Raw genomic sequence first — 17,569 nt, forward strand, 5'->3', positions numbered from 1 at the left:
GTTCCGCTTCCGCCTCCCGAACACGGAGATCGCACCATGACGAAGACTGCGCTCGTCACCGGAGCCAATCGCGGAATCGGGGCCCGGACCGCCCAGTTGCTGAGCGAGCGGGGACTGCGGGTGATCCTCGCCGTCCGTGACCGTGCCGCCGGCGAAGAGGCGCTCGGAGCACTGCACGGGGACGGACACGAGGTACTGGAGCTCGACGTCGGTGATCCGGCATCGATTCGGCGCGCTCTCGACACCCTGTCCTCGTCGTCCGTCGACGTCCTCGTCAACAACGCCGGAGTGTTGGAGAGTGGTGATGCCCTGGAGGTCGATCCCGACTCCATGGACCGCAGCTGGCAGGTGAACGTGCGGGGTCCGTGGATGCTCGTGCAGGGGCTGTTGCCAGGAATGATCGAGCGGGGCTACGGACGCGTGGCGAACGTCTCGAGCGGTGGTGCGTCCTTCGGCGAGGGCAGTATGATGACCGGCCAGGCGGTCTACGCGGTCACCAAGGCGGCCCTGAACGCGTTGACGGTCTGTACCGCGGCGCGGGTCGAGGGCGACGTGAAGATCAACGCCGCGTGCCCGGGCTGGGTCCGCACGCGCATGGGTGGTGACGCCGCGCCGCGATCGGTCGACGAGGGTGCGGCGGGCATCGTCTGGCTGGCGACCCTTCCTGCCGACGGCCCCCACGGGGGTTTCTTCCGCGACGGCGAGTCCGTTCCCTGGTGACGTACGTGGCCGGGTCCGACCCACGGTCTTGAGGGCCGGGCCCGCCTCGACTAGCGTATCGCGGAACGCCTCGCACCGCGGGGCCACCGTCCCTCCTGCGCCGTTCCCGATCCCGACGAGGAGAGCTCCGTGGACCCGCTGCCCGAGGACATCACCGTCGAAGAGCTCGCCCGCCGTCGTCGCGAGGGCGACGGTCCGGTCGTTCTCGACGTCCGGTTGCCCGAGGAACTGCAGATCGCCGCGCTCGACGGCGACGTCGTGCACATTCCCCTCCATCTGCTGCCGCTCCGGATGGAGGAACTCGATCCGGGACGCGAGTACGCCGTCCTGTGCCACCACGGTGCCCGGAGTTGGCAGGCGGTCCGCTACCTGCGCTCGCGGGGATTCGCGGGGCCGCGCAACGTCGGCGGGGGCATCGACCGCTGGTCGGCCCTGATCGATCCCGCGGTCCCGCGCTACTGAGCGGCCGGTTCGGTACCGGTCGTCGAACGGAGGTCCCTTGAATCCTGCGCTCCGCCGCACCCGCATCGTCGCCACCGTGGGTCCCGCGTCGTCCGAACCGGAGCAGTTGCGTCCGTTGCTCGCCGCCGGCGTCGACGTGGTGCGCCTGAACGCCAGTCACGCCGACGCGGAGTACTTCCGGACGATGGTTCCGCGCATCCGCGGGCTCGCGTCCGAACTCGACCGGACGGTCGCCGTCCTGCTCGATCTGCGCGGACCCAAGATCCGCATCGGAGACGTGGAGCGGCCCGAGGGGGTGACGCTTCCCGCAGGATCCGAGGTGGAGATCGCGCCGGGCGACTTCGTCGGCACCGCCGATCGACTGCCCTGCACCTACGCCGACCTGCCCGCCGACGTGGGCGCCGGAGACGTGATCCTGATCGACGACGGGCTCGTCGAGCTCGAGGTGCTCTCGGCCGACCCGCCCCGTTCGATCCACTGCCGGGTGATCGTGGGCGGAGCCGTGAAGGCCAACAAGGGCATCAACGTCCCCGGGCGCCCCCTGTCGACACCGGCGTTCGGCCCGAAGGACCTCGCCGATCTCGACGCCGCGCTGCCGCTGGGCGTTGATTTCGTGGCGCTCAGCTTCGTGCGCCAGGCCGCCGATGTCTACGCCCTGCGCCGCGAGCTGCACGAACGGGGGTCGATCGTCCCGATCGTCGCCAAGATCGAGAAACCCCAGGCCATCGACGCTCTCGAGGAGATCCTCGAGGCCGCCGACGCCATCATGGTCGCGCGCGGAGACCTGGGCGTGGAGGTCCCGCCCGAACGCGTTCCACGTCTTCAGAAACGGATCATCGCGCGGGCGAACGCGCGGGGGCTCCCCGTGATCACGGCCACGCAGATGCTCGAATCCATGATGGAGAACCCGCGGCCGACCCGGGCCGAGGCCAGCGACGTGGCCAACGCCATCTTCGATGGCACCGACGCCGTCATGCTGTCGGGCGAGACGGCTGTCGGCCGGTATCCCCTCTACGCCGTGCAGATGATGGACCGGATCGCGCGCGAGTCCGAGGCGTCGCAGTTCTACGGATCGACGGGCGTGTCCGAGGAGGAGCTCGAGGCCTTCGAACTCGAGCGCCGCGAAGTCGCCGTGGCCGCCACGCGGATCGCACGGCGGATCGACGCCGATTCGATCGTGGTCTACACCCTGTCGGGTACGACCGCCCGACTCATGAGCAAGCTCCGTCCACGTCGGCCGATCTACGCCCTGTGTCCCGACGAGATCGTGTGCCGGCGCATGACCCTGGAGCACGGGATCATTCCCCTGCGCGTGGACTACTACGCCGCCACCGACGACATGCTGCGCGAGGGCGACCGGTTGCTCACCGAGCTGGGAGTGGTCGAGCCCGACGATCGTGTGGTCGTGGTGGGAGGGACTCGGCAGTTCGCCGGGGTCAGCAACATGATCCAGATCCGCCATCCGGTGGGAGATGCCACGCCGGCCGACGGGGACGACGACTGATGGCGAGGCTGCTCGCGATGGCCGTGGTGCTGCTCGCGGCGTGCGGCAAGGAGTATCCGCCGACGCCCGAGGGCCGCTACCTGGCGCGGTGTGTCCGCTGCCACGAGGTCGACGGGAGCTCGATCACCGCGAGCGAGCAGGCCGGCGAGCCGGTGAGCATTCGCGATCCCGAGTTCCAGCGTCTGGCCACCGACGAAGACATCGAGCGCATCGTCACCCGTGGCAAGGGGCAGATGATGCCGGTGTCGGGTCTCTCGGCGGCGGAACTCGATTCGATCGTCCTGCACGTACGGCGCCTCGGCGCCCGCTACGCGGCCGCGCTCGACAGCGCGCGCGTCACCCCCTAAGCTGCCGCGCGTCGCACGAGCCGGTTCCGCCGCCGGGCGTGCACTGCCAGGAGGTCCTCGTTGCTCCGCATCCTCGTCGCCACTCTCTCGATCCTGCTCCTGGCCGGCTCCGGTCGTGCCCAGGTCGACGCGCAGGGTCACTGGAACCAGGAGTACGACCCCCACGTGGCCGCGCTCGGCCTCGCGGCGGGTTACACCTCGGGCACAGGTCTCGCGCTGCGCTGGCCGGCCTTCCCGCAGACAATGGTCGGTGTCGCGGGGGGCGCCTGGGGTCGGAGCGACGAACTCGACTGGAACTTCGGGGTCGAGGCCCACTACGTGCTGCGGCAGAGCGGACGGACGCGGGTCTTCCTGGGACCGGGCATGGGTGTCTACAGCGATCACGACGCCGACGACACGAACGTCAACGCATCGTTCGACGTGGGCTTCGAACACCTGCTCCAGCCACGCCTGTCGGTGAAGGCCGACATCGGCTTCACCTACCTCGGCGACGACGACGCGGTCTATCCGATCCCACAGATCGCGGTGTACTACTACTTCTGAGTCACGTTCTGAGTCACGACCGCCCGACGGGGCTCGTCAATCGACGAACTCGACCGTCTCGATCCGTGGCACGACCCCGGCGTCGGCGCCGCGTTCCAGCAACAGCGAGATGGCTTCGCGGCCGCGATCGCCGTAGTCCAGAGTCCACTCGTTCACGTACATGCCGATGAACTCGTCGGCCGTCGACACGTCGAGCCCGCGTCCGTACTGCATGGCGTGCTCCACGGCCTCGCGACGGTGCTCGAGTCCGAGCTCGATGCTCTTCTTCAGGACCGAGTTGATCTCGCGGTTGCGTTCGAGCCCGAAGCTCTTGCGAATGGCGTTGCCGCCGAGGGGCAGGGGCAGACCCGTGTCCTGCTGCCACCACACGCCGAGGTCCTGCACCAGTTCCAGGCCGTCGGCCTCGTAGGTCAGCTGGCCTTCGTGGATCAACAGTCCGGCCTCGAAGTCCCCGGCGGCGACCCGGGCCGGGATCTCGTCGAACATCACGACCTCGTGTTCGAAGTCGCCGAGCAGAAGCCGCGACGCCAGGTACGCGGTGGTCATGGTGCCGGGCACGGCGACCTTCTTCGACTTCAGGTCGTCCACACCGAACCCACTGCCCTTCTTCGCGACGAGCATGGGTCCGTAGCCGTCTCCCATGCTGCTGCCGGTCGGCAGGAGGGCGTAGCCGTCGTGGACGTGTGCGTAGGCGTGGATCGAGATGGCGGTGATGTCCAGTTCACCGCGCTGTGCACGCTCGTTGAGCGTCTGGATGTCCTGCAGGATGTGCTCGAAGCTGTACTCGCCCGCGTCGAACTGGTTCGTGGCCAGGGCCCAGAACATGAAGGCATCGTCGGGATCGGGGCTGTGGCCGAGGGTCAGGTGCATGGAACTTCCTCGAGGGTCGAGGGGGAGGGCGGGGGCGTCGAGCGGGGGTGTCGGGCCGGCGACCGAGGGAAACTAGTCGCCGGGCGCAGGCCCGGCAAGCGGGTGTTCGGGGCGAATCCGGCCAGGGACTTGCATCCTGTCCGGGGCGCGGTAGCATGCGCGCGCCGCCGCGGCATCCCCCTCCGACGGAACCGATGGCCCGAGTCACCTTCCACAACGACGACCTGACGGTCGACGCCGAGCCGGGCACCACGCTCTCGCTCGTGGCCTTCCAGAACGAGGCCGGGCTGCCCTTCGGCTGCCGGGCCGGTACCTGTGGTACCTGCGTGCTGACGGTGGTCGAGGGAGCCGAGGGCCTCGACGAGCCGGGCTTCGTCGAGGACGACACGCTGGCGGTCTGCGGGGAGATCGGACCGGGGCGACGGCTCGGGTGTCAGATCATCGTGCGCGACACCGATCTCGCCGTCGAGTGGTGACGCGACGCCGCGCTCAGGATTCGCGCTGGAGGTGGCGGAGTTCGCGCTCGAGCTGCTGTTGCTTGCTCGCCATCCGGCCCACGTAGCCCAGAAGGGCCACCCAGATCACTCCGTAGGCCGCGAACAGCCACCAGAAGTTCTCCTTGGGGCGCCATTGCTCGTCGTCGGTCGCGGCGTAGGGGGTCGAGGCGTCGTCGTCGGTCTGCGCCTGTGCCATCGGAGCAACGGCGAGCACGAGCACGCCCAGCACCAGCGCGAACAGGACGTACAGGCGGGACTTGCGGTTCATCGGGTCAACCCTCCGGTTCGGTGCGTGCGCCGCGGCTCAGCTGCGCTGCAGGTGGAGTTCTTCGATCTGGTCCTCGATCCGCGATTGCTGGTGCCGCAGGCGGAGGAGCAGGACGTAGGTCACGGTGAAGGCGAACACGCCGATCAGCAGCGTGGCCAGGAACTCCGGCGCCAGACCGCTGTCCTCGCCGCCGCCGACGACGGGGGCCGGGTGCTGGCTGGCCTTCACGCGGTTGGCGAAGTAGACGATCGGCACGTCGAGGAAGCTGATCAGACCGACCACGGCGCTCAGCTGTGCGCGGCGGTCGCGGTCGCCCACGCTGCGCCGGAGGATCAGGTAGGCCAGATACAACAACCACAGGATGAACGACGTGGTCAGCCGCAGGTCCCAGGTCCAGTAGATCCCCCAGATGGGCTTCGCCCAGAGGGGACCGGTGATCAGCACCAGCGTGATGAACACCACGCCGACCTCGGCGCTGGCAGCCGCGATGCGGTCGTGCTTCAGGTCGCGCGTCATCAGGTAGCGCAGGCCGTTGTAGCCGGTCACGCCGAAGGCGAGGAAGGCGACCCACGCCACGGGGACGTGTACGTAGAAGATCTTCTGCACGAAGCCCTGGGCGGCTTCGCGGGGGATCGTCATCAGCATCCAGCAAAGGGCCAGCATTCCCACGGTGCTGAGGCCGAGCAGGACGCGATTGGTCATGGACATGGCGACTATTCCTCGAGAACGGAACCGAAGAGCAGGAACCCGGCGGTCAGGAAGATCAGGTCGAAGACGGCGGCCAGCTGCACCCAGTCGCCCAGACCCTCGTCGGGGCCGGGAGTGAAGATGATCGCCGTTCCCTCGACAGCTCCGAGCAACAGGGGGGTGAGTACCGGCAACAGGAGCACCGGCAGCATCACCTCGCGCAGGCGTGTCTTCTGCCCGATCACGGCGAAGACCGTGCCCACGGCGAGGAAGCCGAGCGTCCCCAGGGCCAGGAGCAGGAAGAACATACCCGTCAGATGACGTTCGTCGAGATCGAAGAAGAAGATCGCGAAGACCAGGACGACGAGTTCGCCCACCGCCATGAAGACCAGATTCGACAGGATCTTGCCCACGTACAGCGCGCCGCGGTCGGCGGGGCTGGTGACGACGCCGCTGATCTGGTCGTCCTGTCCGTCGCGGCCGGCGCTACGATTCAGGCCGAGGATACCGGCGAAGAAGAACGCCGTCCACAGCGTGCCGGGCACCACGTCCTCGCGGGCGTGGCGGGCGGGATCGAAGGCGAACACGAAGACCACCACGGTGAGCAGGCCGAACATGACGATGGTGGTGAAGATGTCCTTCCGTCGCCACTCGGCGCGGACGTCCCGCGCGAGCACGGCGGCGACCACGCCCCAGAACGAACGCATCAGGCCTTCCCCCGGACCGTGGCGACCGCCGCGCGCTCGGCTGCGACCTCGGTCAGATGGGCGGCCCAGCCGCGGTCGTCGTAGGTCTGTGCCGGCAGTTCCTCGACCTTGCGGCCCAGGTGCAGCACGAGGACACGGTCGGCCCACTGCAGGACGTAGTCGAGCTGATGGGTGGCGAGCAGCATGGCCGCTCCTCGCTCCTTCTCCGCGCTCAGGCGCGTGGCCAGGTCACGGCAACCCGGGGCGTCGAGGCCGGTGAAGGGCTCGTCGAGCACCAGCAGTTCGGGATCGTGCAGCAGGGCGCGAGCCAGGCTCAGGCGCTGGCGCATGCCGCGGCTGAAGCTCTCGACGCGATCCTGGGCACGCTCGCCGAGGCCGACCTCGTGGAGGCGCTGGCGCGCGCGTTCGGCTGCATCGGAGACGCCGAAGAGAGCCGCGTAGTAGTGGAGGTTCTCCTCGGCGGTCAGCGCGTCGTCGAGCAGCGTGTGGTGCGCGACGTAGCCCATGCCGCCGCGCACGGCCGCGGCCTTCTTCGTGGGGTCCAGACCGTTGATGGTCAGGCTTCCCTCGGAAGGCCGGGCCAGGGTGGCGAGCAGCGAGAGCAGCGTGCTCTTGCCGGCCCCGTTGGCCCCGAGCAGGGCCACGGCTTCACCGGCGTGGAGGGTCAGGTCGACGTCCCGGAGCGCCCAGAATCGACCGTAGCGCCGGGACAAGCCCTGGGCCTCGACCACGACCTCCACGTCAGTTGGAGTGGGCTGTGGTCGAGGCACGGCGCACGGCGTCCTTCGCCTGGCCGTTGTGCGACGCCTTCTGGTTCCGGCTGTCGAGCAGCCGATCGCGCTCGGCCTCGAACTGCTCGCGGGTCAGCTCGCCGGACACGTAGCGGTCGGCGAGACGCGACAGAGCCAGTCGCTTCGAATCGATGCCGCCACCGCCGGTCGCGACCGTCGGACGGCGCGAGGCCCCGAACAGCAGACCGAAGAGCAGCAACGCACCCACGAGCACCATGAGGATGATCCGCTGGTCGGCGAAGCGGTGCGGGCGCACCTCGACCCGGGCGACCTGTTGCGTGCCACCGTGGTCGTGGGGATCGCCCTGGGCCATGGCGGTGCCGCCGGCCAGGCGGACCGACCACTCGGTCCCGGCCTCGACGGGGAGTCCGGAGTACGCCGCGAAGCCCTCCATGGGCGACTCGCTCGGGATCATCGACTCGACCATGACCTGCACGTCGGGCGGAGCCACGAGGACGCGACGGTCACGAGCCCCGTAGACGTTCGTGTTGACCCAGTCGGTCCCGTTCGGGTCGTACTCGATCGCATAGCTCACGAACATGCGCGTGGTGCCGGGCCGTAGCGCACGCTCCACGGCGCGCACGTTCGCCGCGTCGGTCTCGACCACGGGCAAGGTGATCGGGAACTCCCCCGAGCCCACCGAGGCCTGGGGCGCGCCGTGGGTGGGGTTCTCGAACCCGAAGCGCATGGGCAGGGCATCGGCGACGATGGTCATGGGCGGATCGGACGCGTTCTCGAACTCGAAGAGCTCGGTCACGAGCATGTGTTCCGCGTCCCGCCGGAAGATCACGTGGTGACGTGCCATGTCGACGCCGACGAGATCCCGGGTGACCTCGTAGACCTCGAGTTGCACGGGCTGGTCGATCGCCTCGAGGCTCTGCGAGAAGGTCACGTCTCCGCGCACGACCCGCAGCAGCAGGTGGGCTTCGGACTCGGGCACGTCGGCGATCTCGAAGGCGCCGGAGACGTCTTCGACGGTCGCCAGCGGCTCCATGCCCTGGGCCACGTCGATCAGCTCGATGCGATCGGCCACACCCGGGCCACCGGTCGTCCCGTTCAGGAGCTCACCGCGCAGAGTGGCCGCGTCGGCAGCGGTACCGGCGAGGAGCACGAGACCCAGGGAGAGTGCGATGCGGGCGTTCAAGATCCCACCGCCGATCCGCAGGAGGGGCAGAAGGCCGCACGCGGCGGCAACGAGGCGCCGCATGCGGAGCAGAAAGCGGTTGCGGGAGCCGTGGCCGGTTCGCTCTCGGGAGGAGCGTTCGTGTGATCACGGCTCTCGATCACCTCGAGCTGTTCCATGACCTTCAGGGTCTGGCGCTTGAGGTTGTCGCGCAGGGACAGATAGTCGGGCTCGGCCAGCTTGCCCATGGCGAACTCGAAGTCCAGATCGGCAATGTTGCCCACCAGGACCTCGCGCCGGGTGGACAGGCGGCCGGCCGGCGTGTCTTCTTCGCTGAAGATCCACTGTTCGTCGTTGTCGCTCCGCAGAGCGGGCCACAGGACGACCAGTGCGATCAGCAAGGCGGACCCGAGCAGGACGAACTCCATTACCGGACCTCCAGCAGTTCACGGTCGGGGCTCGTGGCCTGATCCTCACGCCGTGACCTCAGGGCGGGTAGCAGGCAGATCGCCGTGCCGAGGATCATCACCGCCCCGCCGATCCAGACCCACGCCACCAGTGGATTCACGTAGGCCTGCACCACGGCCTTGGTCTGGTCCTCGTTGAGCCCGGCGTAGACCAGGTACAGGTCCTCGCGCAGTTGCCGCGCGATCGCGACCTCGCTCGAAGGCTGTTCGCTGGCGAAGTAGAAGCGCTTCTCGGGTTGCAGGCGGAAGACCTCCTGCCCGCCCCGGGACACGGCGACTTCGAGCTGACCCGACCAGTAGTTCGCGTTCTCGCGCTGGGTGATCTCGTCGATGCGCAGTTCGTACTGACCCACCCGCATCTCCTCGCCCACGCCGATCACGCCACGGGTCTCGCGCGTGAAGGCCTGGCCGGTGATGCCCAGGAAGATCAGGACGATCCCGAAGTGCACGACGTACCCCCCGTAACGTCGGTTGTTGCGACGCGTGAGGTTCACCATGGCCGTCAGGTAGTTCTCGCCGTGCTTGCGGATCCGCGCGGCCGTGCCCTTGTGGAACTCCTGGACGATGGTCATGGTCACGAAGAGGCAGAGCACCAGGCTGATCATGGCCCAGACTCCGGGTGCCTCGTCGAACATCGCCTGGCTGCCGACGAAGAACAGCGGGGCCGACACGATCGCCACCGCGACCGGCATCGTGAAGTTCTTCCGCAGACTGCTCTTGCTGGTCTTGCGGTACGCGAGCAGCGGACCGGCGCCGGTCAGGAACAGCAGCGCCAGGCCCAGAGGGATCTCGATCCGGTTGAAGTAGGCCTGGCCCACCGACACGTTCCGGCCGGTGATCAGCTCGCTGAAGATCGGGAACACGGTCCCGAACAGCACGCTGAGCGCCGCGGCCAGCAGCAGCAGGTTGTTGAACAGGAAGCCGCTCTCACGGCTGATCATGCTGTCGAGACGGCCCTCGCTGCGCAGGAAGGGCAGACGCCAGACGATCAGGGCGGTGCACAGCACGGTGGAGGCGATCAGGAAGAAGGCGAAGTCACCGCCGATGTTGCTCTGCGCGAAGCTGTGCACGCTGCTCACCACGCCGCTGCGCGTGAGGAAGGTGCCCAGGATCGACAGTAGATAGGTGAGCGAGATCAGCGAGACGTTCCAGACCTTCAGCATGCCCCGCTTCTCCTGCACGATCACCGAGTGCAGGAAGGCGGTTCCGGTCAGCCACGGCATGAGCGAGGCGTTCTCGACGGGGTCCCAGGCCCAGTAGCCACCCCAACCGAGTTCCATGTAGGCCCACTTGCCACCGAGCAGGATCCCGATGCCCAGGAAGATCCACGACACCAGCGTGAAGCGTCGTACCGTCGACACCCAGGAGCTGCCGAGCTGTCGGGTCCACAGCGCGGCGATGCAGAATGCGAAAGGCACGATGAACCCGATGTAGCCGACGTAGAGGATCGGCGGATGGATCACCATGGCCCAGTGCTGCAGCAGCGGGTTCAGGCCTCGGCCGTCGGCCGGTGCCCACGGGGCCTCCTGCCCGCTCTGCGTGATCCCCATCAGTCCGTCGAAGGGGTTCGCGCGGAAGTTGTTCAGGTACAGGAAGAAGGCCGTCGTGCCCATCATGACCGCGATCGCGTAGGGCATCAGACGGTTGTGCTTCTTGCGCTGGGTGAACACGGCGGCCGAGGCGAACCCGACGAGGACGAGCGTCCACAGCAGGAGCGACCCGTCCTGGCCGGCCCACAGGGCGCCGATCTTGTAATGAAGCGGCATGGCCGCGTTCGAATGCCCGGCGACGTAATCGATCCCGAAGTTGTCGTTCAGGATGAGTCCCCAGGTCGCCAGGGTCGCCACCAACACGAGGAGGGTGACGCCGTGCACGCTGCGCTCACCCACGGCCAACAGCCGGGGGTCGAGCCGATGGGCTCCGAGCAGCGAGGCGGCGATGGAGAAGAATGCCAGGACGAAGGCGACGATCAGGGCAAAGTTGCCGATGTCGGCGAGCAGCACGGCTGGTCTCCGTCAGGAAGAGGACAGGGGGACTGTCGGGTGCGGGCAGGGGGCCGGGATGCTGCCGCGCGAGGGATTTCGGCCGCGTTCAGGCCGTGGGCTGGTCCTGGGACACCGACTCGGGGTGTTCCTCGGACTCGTAATCGGTCTCGTACTTCGACGCGCACTTGGCCTGGATCCGCTGCCCCGTGAAGACGCCGTCGTCTCCGAGGTGACCGTCGACGACGGCCTCGACACCGGGCTTGAACGTGTCGGGCACGGGATCCATGCCCACGTACCGGACCGAGTAGCGAACGCCCTCGTACTCGAGGTCGAAGTTCAGGATGTCACCGTCCTGCCGGATGGTCCCGGCGACCACGTTGCCGGCCAGCTTGATGCGGTGGTCCTGCAGTTCGCCCTGACGCTCGGCGACCTCGTCGCAGGTCAGGTAGTAGGCCTTGCCCTCTTCGAAGCCGAGGAACGACAGATAGGCCACCAGGCCGACGATGACGGTGATTCCGATGACGACACGGGCTTGCATGCGAGGTCCTCCGAGCGGGGGGCGTCAACGGGGCGGGGTGAGCCCGATGACGGTGGAATATATAGATCTAGCGGACGCAGGCATCCAATCCCGGAATCCGTGACGTCACGAATTCATGATGCGCACACACCAGAACTGCAGATCCTCCGATATCAGATAGCGTGCCGGTTGTGATCCGCCGTCGCGAGCGGGTAAAATCGATTACCAGGCCGTCTCCCGGGCCCACCTCGTCGACCCGCATCCCATGCAGGCCCATGTTCCACCGACGGATCTCTCGATACGCCATGGTACCCCGCCGCACGGCGCAGGTTCTCGTGGGAGCGCTCCTGATCACGATTTTCGGGGTCCTGGCCGACCCCCTCGTGGGCGCGACGACCCGTGCGCCGGTCCATCGGCTGGACGTCGTCCGGGGCGAGGACGGCCCGCGGCGGACCGTGATCGTCGAGGACTGGGGGATTCCCGCACCGCCCCGGCCGCCGTTCGCCGTGGCCGACCGCGCGGTCGATCCGGATTCCCTGGAGGTGTCGGGACGTCTCCTGCTCGGGGACCGATTGTTTGACGCCGGTGGCTACACAGGCGCCACGCTCGATCTTCCGGTACGGAATTCGATCGTCGAATTACGTACCCTGGACGCCGATCAAGCCCTGGCGCGGGTCTCGACGAACGCGAACGGGTTCTTCGGCCTGCGGGCCGAGGCGGTCCCGGGCTCTCTGGAGGTCGTGCTGTGGACGGAATCACCGATTTCGTCCTCTGACACCCTGCGCGTGGTCGGCGGCGACGGTGCAGTCCACCGGATCGAGCTGGAGCGCTTCGCGACCGGGCCCGGCGTCTCGATCGACCTGGGCGACCGGCGGATCCCCGATCTCTCGGCCTCCGCGCCGGCCGGCGCGGTCCACGTGCTCGACCTTTCCCGGTCCGCGATCGACGCGGTCGAGGAGGTCCTCGGCGACTGGCCGGGGAACCTTCCGGCCGTTCGATACGATCCGGCGGCCGGAGGCGACGCGGCCACCGGTGCCGGAGGTCCCGGCGTCGTGGTCTCGTCCCCGGCCGCCGGGGACGGCGACGCGTGGTCCGACGCCATGGTTCTCGCCGCGTGGGGCGAGCGCCTGCTGCTCGACCTCGGGACGGGGCCGGCCGGTGATCTCTTCCTGGCCGAGGGGCTGGCGCCGCCGACGACGGCCTTCGTGCGGGCTGCGAGCTGGACCTTCGCCGCCGCGGTGCAGGACCGGCGCGCGGAGCTCCGGACGGACGCCGGGGGCGGTCCGCTACCCGGCTCGCCGTCTCTCCTCGTCGACCTGCCGACCGCGCCGCCGCCCGGATTTCCCGTTCCCGCCGAAACCGTCTTCGACCTCGAGGCCGCGACCTTCGGTCCCGGTGCCCGGCCCGTGGCGCCCCGCGGCCAGGTGTCGGCTCCGGCCCTGGCCGCTCAGCTCTGGGAGACCATCGACCCCGTCGACGACGACCCGATCGGGGGCGACCGGGCCGATCACCTCGAGATCCTCACCGGCGTTGCCGGCCCTTCGGTCGTGTTCGAGGACTTCCACGACGCCTGGATCGACGCCTTCGACGATCCGCTGTGGACCGCCTTCGCGGTGGCCCAGGCGGGGTGCGCGTTGGAGGTCGACGCGTTCGAGCCCGACGCCCCCCCCGGTGCACCTCCGCAGGCCGCGATCTGGATCCAGCCACCGCTCGATCCCGCAGCGGGTGTGGTCGTCAACGAGATCCAGCTCGGTGTTCGTGACGGGGTGGAGTTGTTCAACCCCGGGACCGTGCCCGTGGACCTCGGGGGGTGGACGGTGCGCGCGGCACGGTCGGGTTTCGCGGATTCTCCCGAGCGGACGGTGATCCTGCCCGCCGGGACGACATTGCCCCCCGGGCGCGTCGTGCTGGTGCTGGAGGGGACGACGGCGTCGGAGCGATCGCCGTTCGATCTACCGGCGCCCGACTGGAGTGTTCCCTGGGCTGCCGGCGCCGACGGTGCGGTGGTGCTCCGCGACGGCGGCGGCGCGGTCGTCGATTTCGTCCGGTGGGCCGGACAGGGAGGAGCGGCACCGTCCGACGAGCCCGTTCCTCCGGGTACGGGATTCGACGGCGTTCTCGCGGCGCCGAGCGACGAACGCGACGTCCTGGGGCGCGACGCCACCGGCACGGACACCGACGCCGCCGGCGATTTCTCGCTGCGCACGCCGACCCCTGGATGGCCGAACGCCGCCGGTTCCCGCAGCCACACCCTGCGCCCCCGCGGAGAGCTCGACCGCTTCCTGGTGACCACCGTGGCCACGGTCGAGGTGCACGCGCGGCGTACCCGGGACACCGGCGCACCCCTGCTGGTGGCCGACTCCCAGGCGAGCGCCGCGCCCGCCGGGATCGGGGCCGACGGGAACGGGTCGGTCCTGGGCCTGCGGGCCTCGTCGTCGGTGCGGCTGCGGACCGAAGGCGCGGCACCGACCGCCACGGGTCTGGAGGTCTTCGTGTGGGAGCCGGTCACTCCCCTCGGGCTCTTCGCGGTCGAGGACCTGCGGGCCGCGGTGAAGGGAACCGGGACGCTCTCCGACAGCGTCCGCGTCCGCTGGACCGTGCCGCTGCCCGCCGATTCGCTGCGGGTCCTCGAGAACGGGACCCGGATCGCGACGCTCGCCGGCGATGCGACGTCACTGGATCTGTTCCGGGACGCCGGCCGCTATGTCTACACGGTCGAAACGGTCGAGTCCGGCGTGGCCGTCGCCGCGCGCTCGACTGGTGTGTTCGTCGGCCCGAGTTCCTGCGACAGTCGGGACGACTTCCCGACGGCGGCCGTGCAGTTCGAGGAGCCGGCCAACGAGTTCTTCGTCGACGTCGACGTCCCCTTCGCCGGCGACGGGACGGTCCTCTGGGACCGGCCGGTGTCCGCCGGCGGTTACGCCGACGCGGACACCGCCACGGCCACGCTCCGAAGGACCACGGTCCTGACGACCGGGTCCTCGATCACCCTGGACCACGCGGTCCATCTCGCCGGCGACGGCGACCGCGCGCGTCTGTTCGTGACGCGGGACGACGGGTGGTCGTGGGAGCCGATCGCCAGCTGGGACGGCACCGAGTACGACGGCAGCAGTGGGGATCCCGCCGATTGGACCGACGGGACGCTCGCGGCCGGCGATCTCGTCGCCGACCGGATCGACCTGTCGGACCTCGCGGGCGAGCGTGTCCGATTCCGGTTGCAGCGGACCAGCGATGCCAGTGGGTCATCGTTGGGCTGGTCGATCGACGCGATCACCATCGAGATCGGCGGGGTCGACGGCGAGTACCACGTGGGCGTCGACGGCAGCGACGACAACGGGTGCGGAGTGCCGGAACGTCCCTGGGCCACGGTCGGCCCGGCCCTCGCGGTCGCGGCTCCGGGCGAGACGATCGTCCTCGGTACCGGGGACTTCGCCTTCGCCGCCGGACCGGCCGGGGCGGTGGTGGACCTGCCCGCCGGGGTCGCGCTGCGCGGCGCGGGTCCCGGTGCGACCCGCCTGCTCGTCGAGCCGGACGCGGTGGCCGTTCGCGTGGGCGGCTCCGGACCGAGCACGCGGGTCGCGGGACTGCGGATCGATGGTGCGCGCACGGGACTCCGGTTCACGGGCGTGGAAGCGGCGCTCGACTCCGTGCACGTCGATCGCGCCGACACCGCCCTTGTGGTCGACGGCGCTCCGGCGCGACTCGACGGGGTGGTGTTCTCGCGTGGCTCCCTCGGGATCTCGATGGCCGAGGGGAGCCTGGATCTCCGGCGGAGCACCCTCGCCGACCTGGGGGTGGGCGTGCTCACCCGGGTCGGCGTCGACTCGGTCCTCGCCGAGCGGGTCCTGATCGCGCGCTGCGACGAGGCCGCGCTGCGGGTCGAGGGGCCCGTGCCGGTGGTGCGCTACGCCTGCGGCGCGCTGTGGGACATCGGCGCGGGGTTCGAGGGTGTGGCGGCGGACTTCGTCGCCCCCGTGTTGATCGTCGCGCCACGTCACTGCGACTCCGTCGGCGGGGTCTACACCCTGGCCGCGGACTCCCCTCTGGCCGACGTCGCCGGATGTGGACGCATCGGCGCACTCGGTGTGGGATGCTCCGAGCCGACGGCGACCGGGGCTCCGCCCGCGCCCGGAGGCCTGCGTCTGCACCGACCGCGGCCGAACCCCTTCAATCCCCGGACGGCGATCGCGTTCGAGCTCCCGCGCACCGGCCCCGTGTCGCTCGTCGCCTACGATCCGCGCGGACGTCGGGTGGCGCGGATCGTCGACGGGGTCCTGGCCGCAGGGCGGCACCGCGTGGTGTGGTCGGGTCGCGACGCGTCCGGGCGACCGGTGGCGAGCGGGGTGTACTTCCTGCGCCTCGAGGCCGGAGGCGAACGACGGACCGTCCGCGCGACCCTGGTGCGGTGATCGTCAGCGGCCGCCGCCGATCTCGAATCGTCCCAGCTCCTGCAGCTCCTCGGTGGGGCGGTCCATCTCGACCGGGCCGGCGGTGGCCGCGGGGTCGACCGCGCACACCGCGTACACGCCGATGGGCAGGCCCCGCAGGGGAATCGTGAGCCATCGGCGGGAGGACGGCTCGGCCTCCTCGATCCAACGGATCAACGGCCGCTCGGGCAGGATCTGATAGAGCGCCACGCGGGCGGGAGGCGTGGCGCCGAGGTCGAAGGTCACGAAGCCCCCTTCCGCACGGCCGGCCTCCAACGTGTCCGGCACCATCGTCGAGCGCGCCGGTTGCAGCGCTTCGTGACGCTGGGCGGCGGCGCGCAGGCCCTGGATCCACGCCGCGGCGGTCAGACCCACGAGGATCAGCAGCAGCGGCCAGGGGACCGCGATCGAGCGCACGAGTCTTGCCAACGCTTCCCCCTCGGGGACGGACCGGGCGGCCGCTTCTCGGGGGCCAGCCCGTGCAACGCCCTGCAAAGTAGCCGATTGGCGGCGTTCCGGGCCAGCGTGGGTTCCGATCGGATGTCGCCGCCCGGCGGACTTTGCCGGACAGGCGGAAACGGGGGACGCGATGAACGTGCAACAGCAGATCATGATCGGACGCACCGAGGATCACGGTGCGGTTCGCCTTCGGACCGCGGCGTCGACCGCCGGACTCACACCCGAGGAACTCCACGCCCACGAGGAGCTCTGCGGCGGTTGGTCGGACTTCGTGCCGGGCCGATTCGAGCGGTCCCTCGTCCACGTGCCGCTGCCCGCGCCGGACGGAACCGCGATCGAGGCCCACGTGGTCGCGCGGGTCCGCTCCGTGGAGCTCGACGGCGGGCCCGGTGTGTCGATCCATCTGGTGCGAACGGGCCCGGCGGCCTTCGCGGCGCTCGGCGACGACCCCTACCGGCTCGTGCGGACGGGACACCTTCTGGATCGATGGACTCCCGACACGGCGTGGCCCGAGATCGACGTGGATGCCATCGGCGAGGACCGCGAACGCGGGCTGCGTGCCGTCATCCCCGAGCAGTACCCCGTCCTGGAAGCCCTCCTTCGGCACGCGCTGGCCGACGGTCCCTTCGTCCTGGACGGTGACCACGACGACGCCGCGATCGAGGACCTCTTCGAGCACGTCCTGCACCTGCTTCCGCGCTCGTTCCGTCAGCGCACGTCGTTCGCGAGCTTCGTGCCCGGCCCCGACACCGACTTCGACATCGCCGCGCGACGGCGCGAGGGGTCCACGTTCCGCGCCAGCCTGCGGGCACTGCTGACCGACGCGCCTCCCGCGCTGGACAGCGCGCACGATGCCTACGTGCAGGGTTTGTTCGAGGACCTGCGGGACGGGGCATGGGGACGGGCCGGAGCCCGGATCGAGTCCTTCGACGCCGAGCCGGTCGTCGAGCCCGACATCGGCGACGCCGGTGTGGCCGAGGCCGATGCCGTCGAGTCGGCGGTCGTCGAGCCCGCCATCGCGGAGCCCGACATTGCCCCGCCCGCAGCGGTCGAGCCCGCCGGTGCCGAGTCGGACGCGCCCGAGCCGGGCGCCGACGCGCCCGAGCCGGGCGCCGACGCGCCCGAGCCGGGCGCCGACGCGCCCGAGCCGACGATCCGATTCGCCGAGTCCGGGCCGGTGACGCCGGTGGCCGCG

The 17,569-nt window shown here is 69.8% G+C and carries 18 protein-coding genes; 8 read left to right on the forward strand and 10 right to left on the reverse strand.

What is annotated here, in order from left to right:
- Positions 1-36: 36 nt before the first annotated feature.
- The 5 genes from VKA86_07445 to VKA86_07465 all read left to right on the forward strand — a co-directional run bounded on the left by VKA86_07445 (position 37) and on the right by VKA86_07465 (position 3,576).
- Positions 37-720 carry an SDR family NAD(P)-dependent oxidoreductase gene (locus VKA86_07445; GenBank protein ID HKK71036.1) on the forward strand — a complete coding sequence of 228 codons (684 nt, stop codon included), beginning with the start codon at positions 37-39 and terminating at the stop codon, positions 718-720.
- A 129-nt stretch (positions 721-849) separates the two neighbouring features.
- Positions 850-1,182 carry a rhodanese-like domain-containing protein gene (locus tag VKA86_07450; protein HKK71037.1) on the forward strand — a complete coding sequence of 111 codons (333 nt, stop codon included), beginning with the start codon at positions 850-852 and terminating at the stop codon, positions 1,180-1,182.
- A gap of 37 nt (positions 1,183-1,219) precedes the next feature.
- Entirely contained in the window at positions 1,220-2,686 is a 1,467-nt protein-coding gene (gene pyk / locus VKA86_07455; GenBank protein ID HKK71038.1) for a pyruvate kinase, read from the forward strand.
- A complete protein-coding gene (locus tag VKA86_07460; GenBank protein HKK71039.1) occupies positions 2,686-3,033 on the forward strand; it encodes a cytochrome c in 348 nt (115 codons plus the stop codon). The genes pyk and VKA86_07460 overlap by 1 nt, the downstream gene beginning before the upstream one ends.
- Positions 3,034-3,093: 60 nt before the next feature.
- Positions 3,094-3,576, forward strand: a complete 483-nt coding sequence (locus tag VKA86_07465; protein HKK71040.1) for a hypothetical protein — start codon at positions 3,094-3,096, stop codon at positions 3,574-3,576.
- Between the two features lie 36 nt (positions 3,577-3,612).
- Here VKA86_07465 and VKA86_07470 read toward each other — a convergent pair whose 3' ends face one another.
- The gene (locus VKA86_07470) at positions 3,613-4,446 is read right to left on the reverse strand and encodes an MqnA/MqnD/SBP family protein (GenBank protein ID HKK71041.1); all 834 of its coding nucleotides are present in this window, start codon (positions 4,444-4,446) and stop codon (positions 3,613-3,615) included.
- A 194-nt stretch (positions 4,447-4,640) separates the two neighbouring features.
- Between VKA86_07470 and VKA86_07475 the strand changes: the two genes are divergently transcribed.
- Positions 4,641-4,922, forward strand: coding sequence for a 2Fe-2S iron-sulfur cluster binding domain-containing protein (locus tag VKA86_07475; protein ID HKK71042.1), 282 nt, complete (start codon positions 4,641-4,643; stop codon positions 4,920-4,922).
- A gap of 13 nt (positions 4,923-4,935) precedes the next feature.
- Here VKA86_07475 and VKA86_07480 read toward each other — a convergent pair whose 3' ends face one another.
- The 8 genes from VKA86_07480 to VKA86_07515 form a co-directional block, all read right to left on the reverse strand.
- Complete coding sequence (locus tag VKA86_07480; protein HKK71043.1) at positions 4,936-5,211, reverse strand: CcmD family protein; 276 nt, start codon at positions 5,209-5,211, stop codon at positions 4,936-4,938.
- A gap of 36 nt (positions 5,212-5,247) precedes the next feature.
- Entirely contained in the window at positions 5,248-5,919 is a 672-nt protein-coding gene (ccsA, locus tag VKA86_07485; GenBank protein HKK71044.1) for a cytochrome c biogenesis protein CcsA, read from the reverse strand.
- 5 nt (positions 5,920-5,924) lie between these two features.
- The gene (locus VKA86_07490) at positions 5,925-6,605 is read right to left on the reverse strand and encodes a heme exporter protein CcmB (GenBank protein HKK71045.1); all 681 of its coding nucleotides are present in this window, start codon (positions 6,603-6,605) and stop codon (positions 5,925-5,927) included.
- Complete coding sequence (gene ccmA, locus VKA86_07495; protein ID HKK71046.1) at positions 6,605-7,375, reverse strand: heme ABC exporter ATP-binding protein CcmA; 771 nt, start codon at positions 7,373-7,375, stop codon at positions 6,605-6,607. The genes VKA86_07490 and ccmA overlap by 1 nt, the downstream gene beginning before the upstream one ends.
- Complete coding sequence (locus tag VKA86_07500; GenBank protein HKK71047.1) at positions 7,347-8,540, reverse strand: SHOCT domain-containing protein; 1,194 nt, start codon at positions 8,538-8,540, stop codon at positions 7,347-7,349. The genes ccmA and VKA86_07500 overlap by 29 nt, the downstream gene beginning before the upstream one ends.
- Positions 8,537-8,947 (reverse strand): zinc ribbon domain-containing protein, encoded by a 411-nt coding sequence (locus VKA86_07505; GenBank protein HKK71048.1) that lies wholly within the window; start codon positions 8,945-8,947, stop codon positions 8,537-8,539. The genes VKA86_07500 and VKA86_07505 overlap by 4 nt, the downstream gene beginning before the upstream one ends.
- Positions 8,947-10,989 carry a heme lyase CcmF/NrfE family subunit gene (locus VKA86_07510; GenBank protein HKK71049.1) on the reverse strand — a complete coding sequence of 681 codons (2,043 nt, stop codon included), beginning with the start codon at positions 10,987-10,989 and terminating at the stop codon, positions 8,947-8,949. Before VKA86_07510 ends, VKA86_07505 begins: the two co-directional genes overlap by 1 nt.
- A gap of 88 nt (positions 10,990-11,077) precedes the next feature.
- Positions 11,078-11,509: a cytochrome c maturation protein CcmE gene (locus VKA86_07515; protein HKK71050.1), complete on the reverse strand. Its 432-nt coding sequence runs from the start codon at positions 11,507-11,509 to the stop codon at positions 11,078-11,080.
- Positions 11,510-11,793: 284 nt separating this feature from the next.
- Here VKA86_07515 and VKA86_07520 point away from each other — a divergent pair, with 284 nt between their 5' ends.
- On the forward strand, positions 11,794-15,897 hold the full coding sequence (locus VKA86_07520) for a lamin tail domain-containing protein (protein ID HKK71051.1): 4,104 nt from the start codon (positions 11,794-11,796) through the stop codon (positions 15,895-15,897).
- Positions 15,898-15,900: 3 nt separating this feature from the next.
- Here VKA86_07520 and VKA86_07525 read toward each other — a convergent pair whose 3' ends face one another.
- A complete protein-coding gene (locus VKA86_07525) occupies positions 15,901-16,344 on the reverse strand; it encodes a hypothetical protein (GenBank protein ID HKK71052.1) in 444 nt (147 codons plus the stop codon).
- Between the two features lie 160 nt (positions 16,345-16,504).
- Between VKA86_07525 and VKA86_07530 the strand changes: the two genes are divergently transcribed.
- The coding region (locus VKA86_07530; protein ID HKK71053.1) for a hypothetical protein at positions 16,505-17,569 on the forward strand (1,065 nt) is incomplete at its 3' end.

This window comes from Candidatus Krumholzibacteriia bacterium (assembly GCA_035268685.1).
GTDB lineage: Bacteria > Krumholzibacteriota > Krumholzibacteriia > JAJRXK01 > JAJRXK01 > JAJRXK01.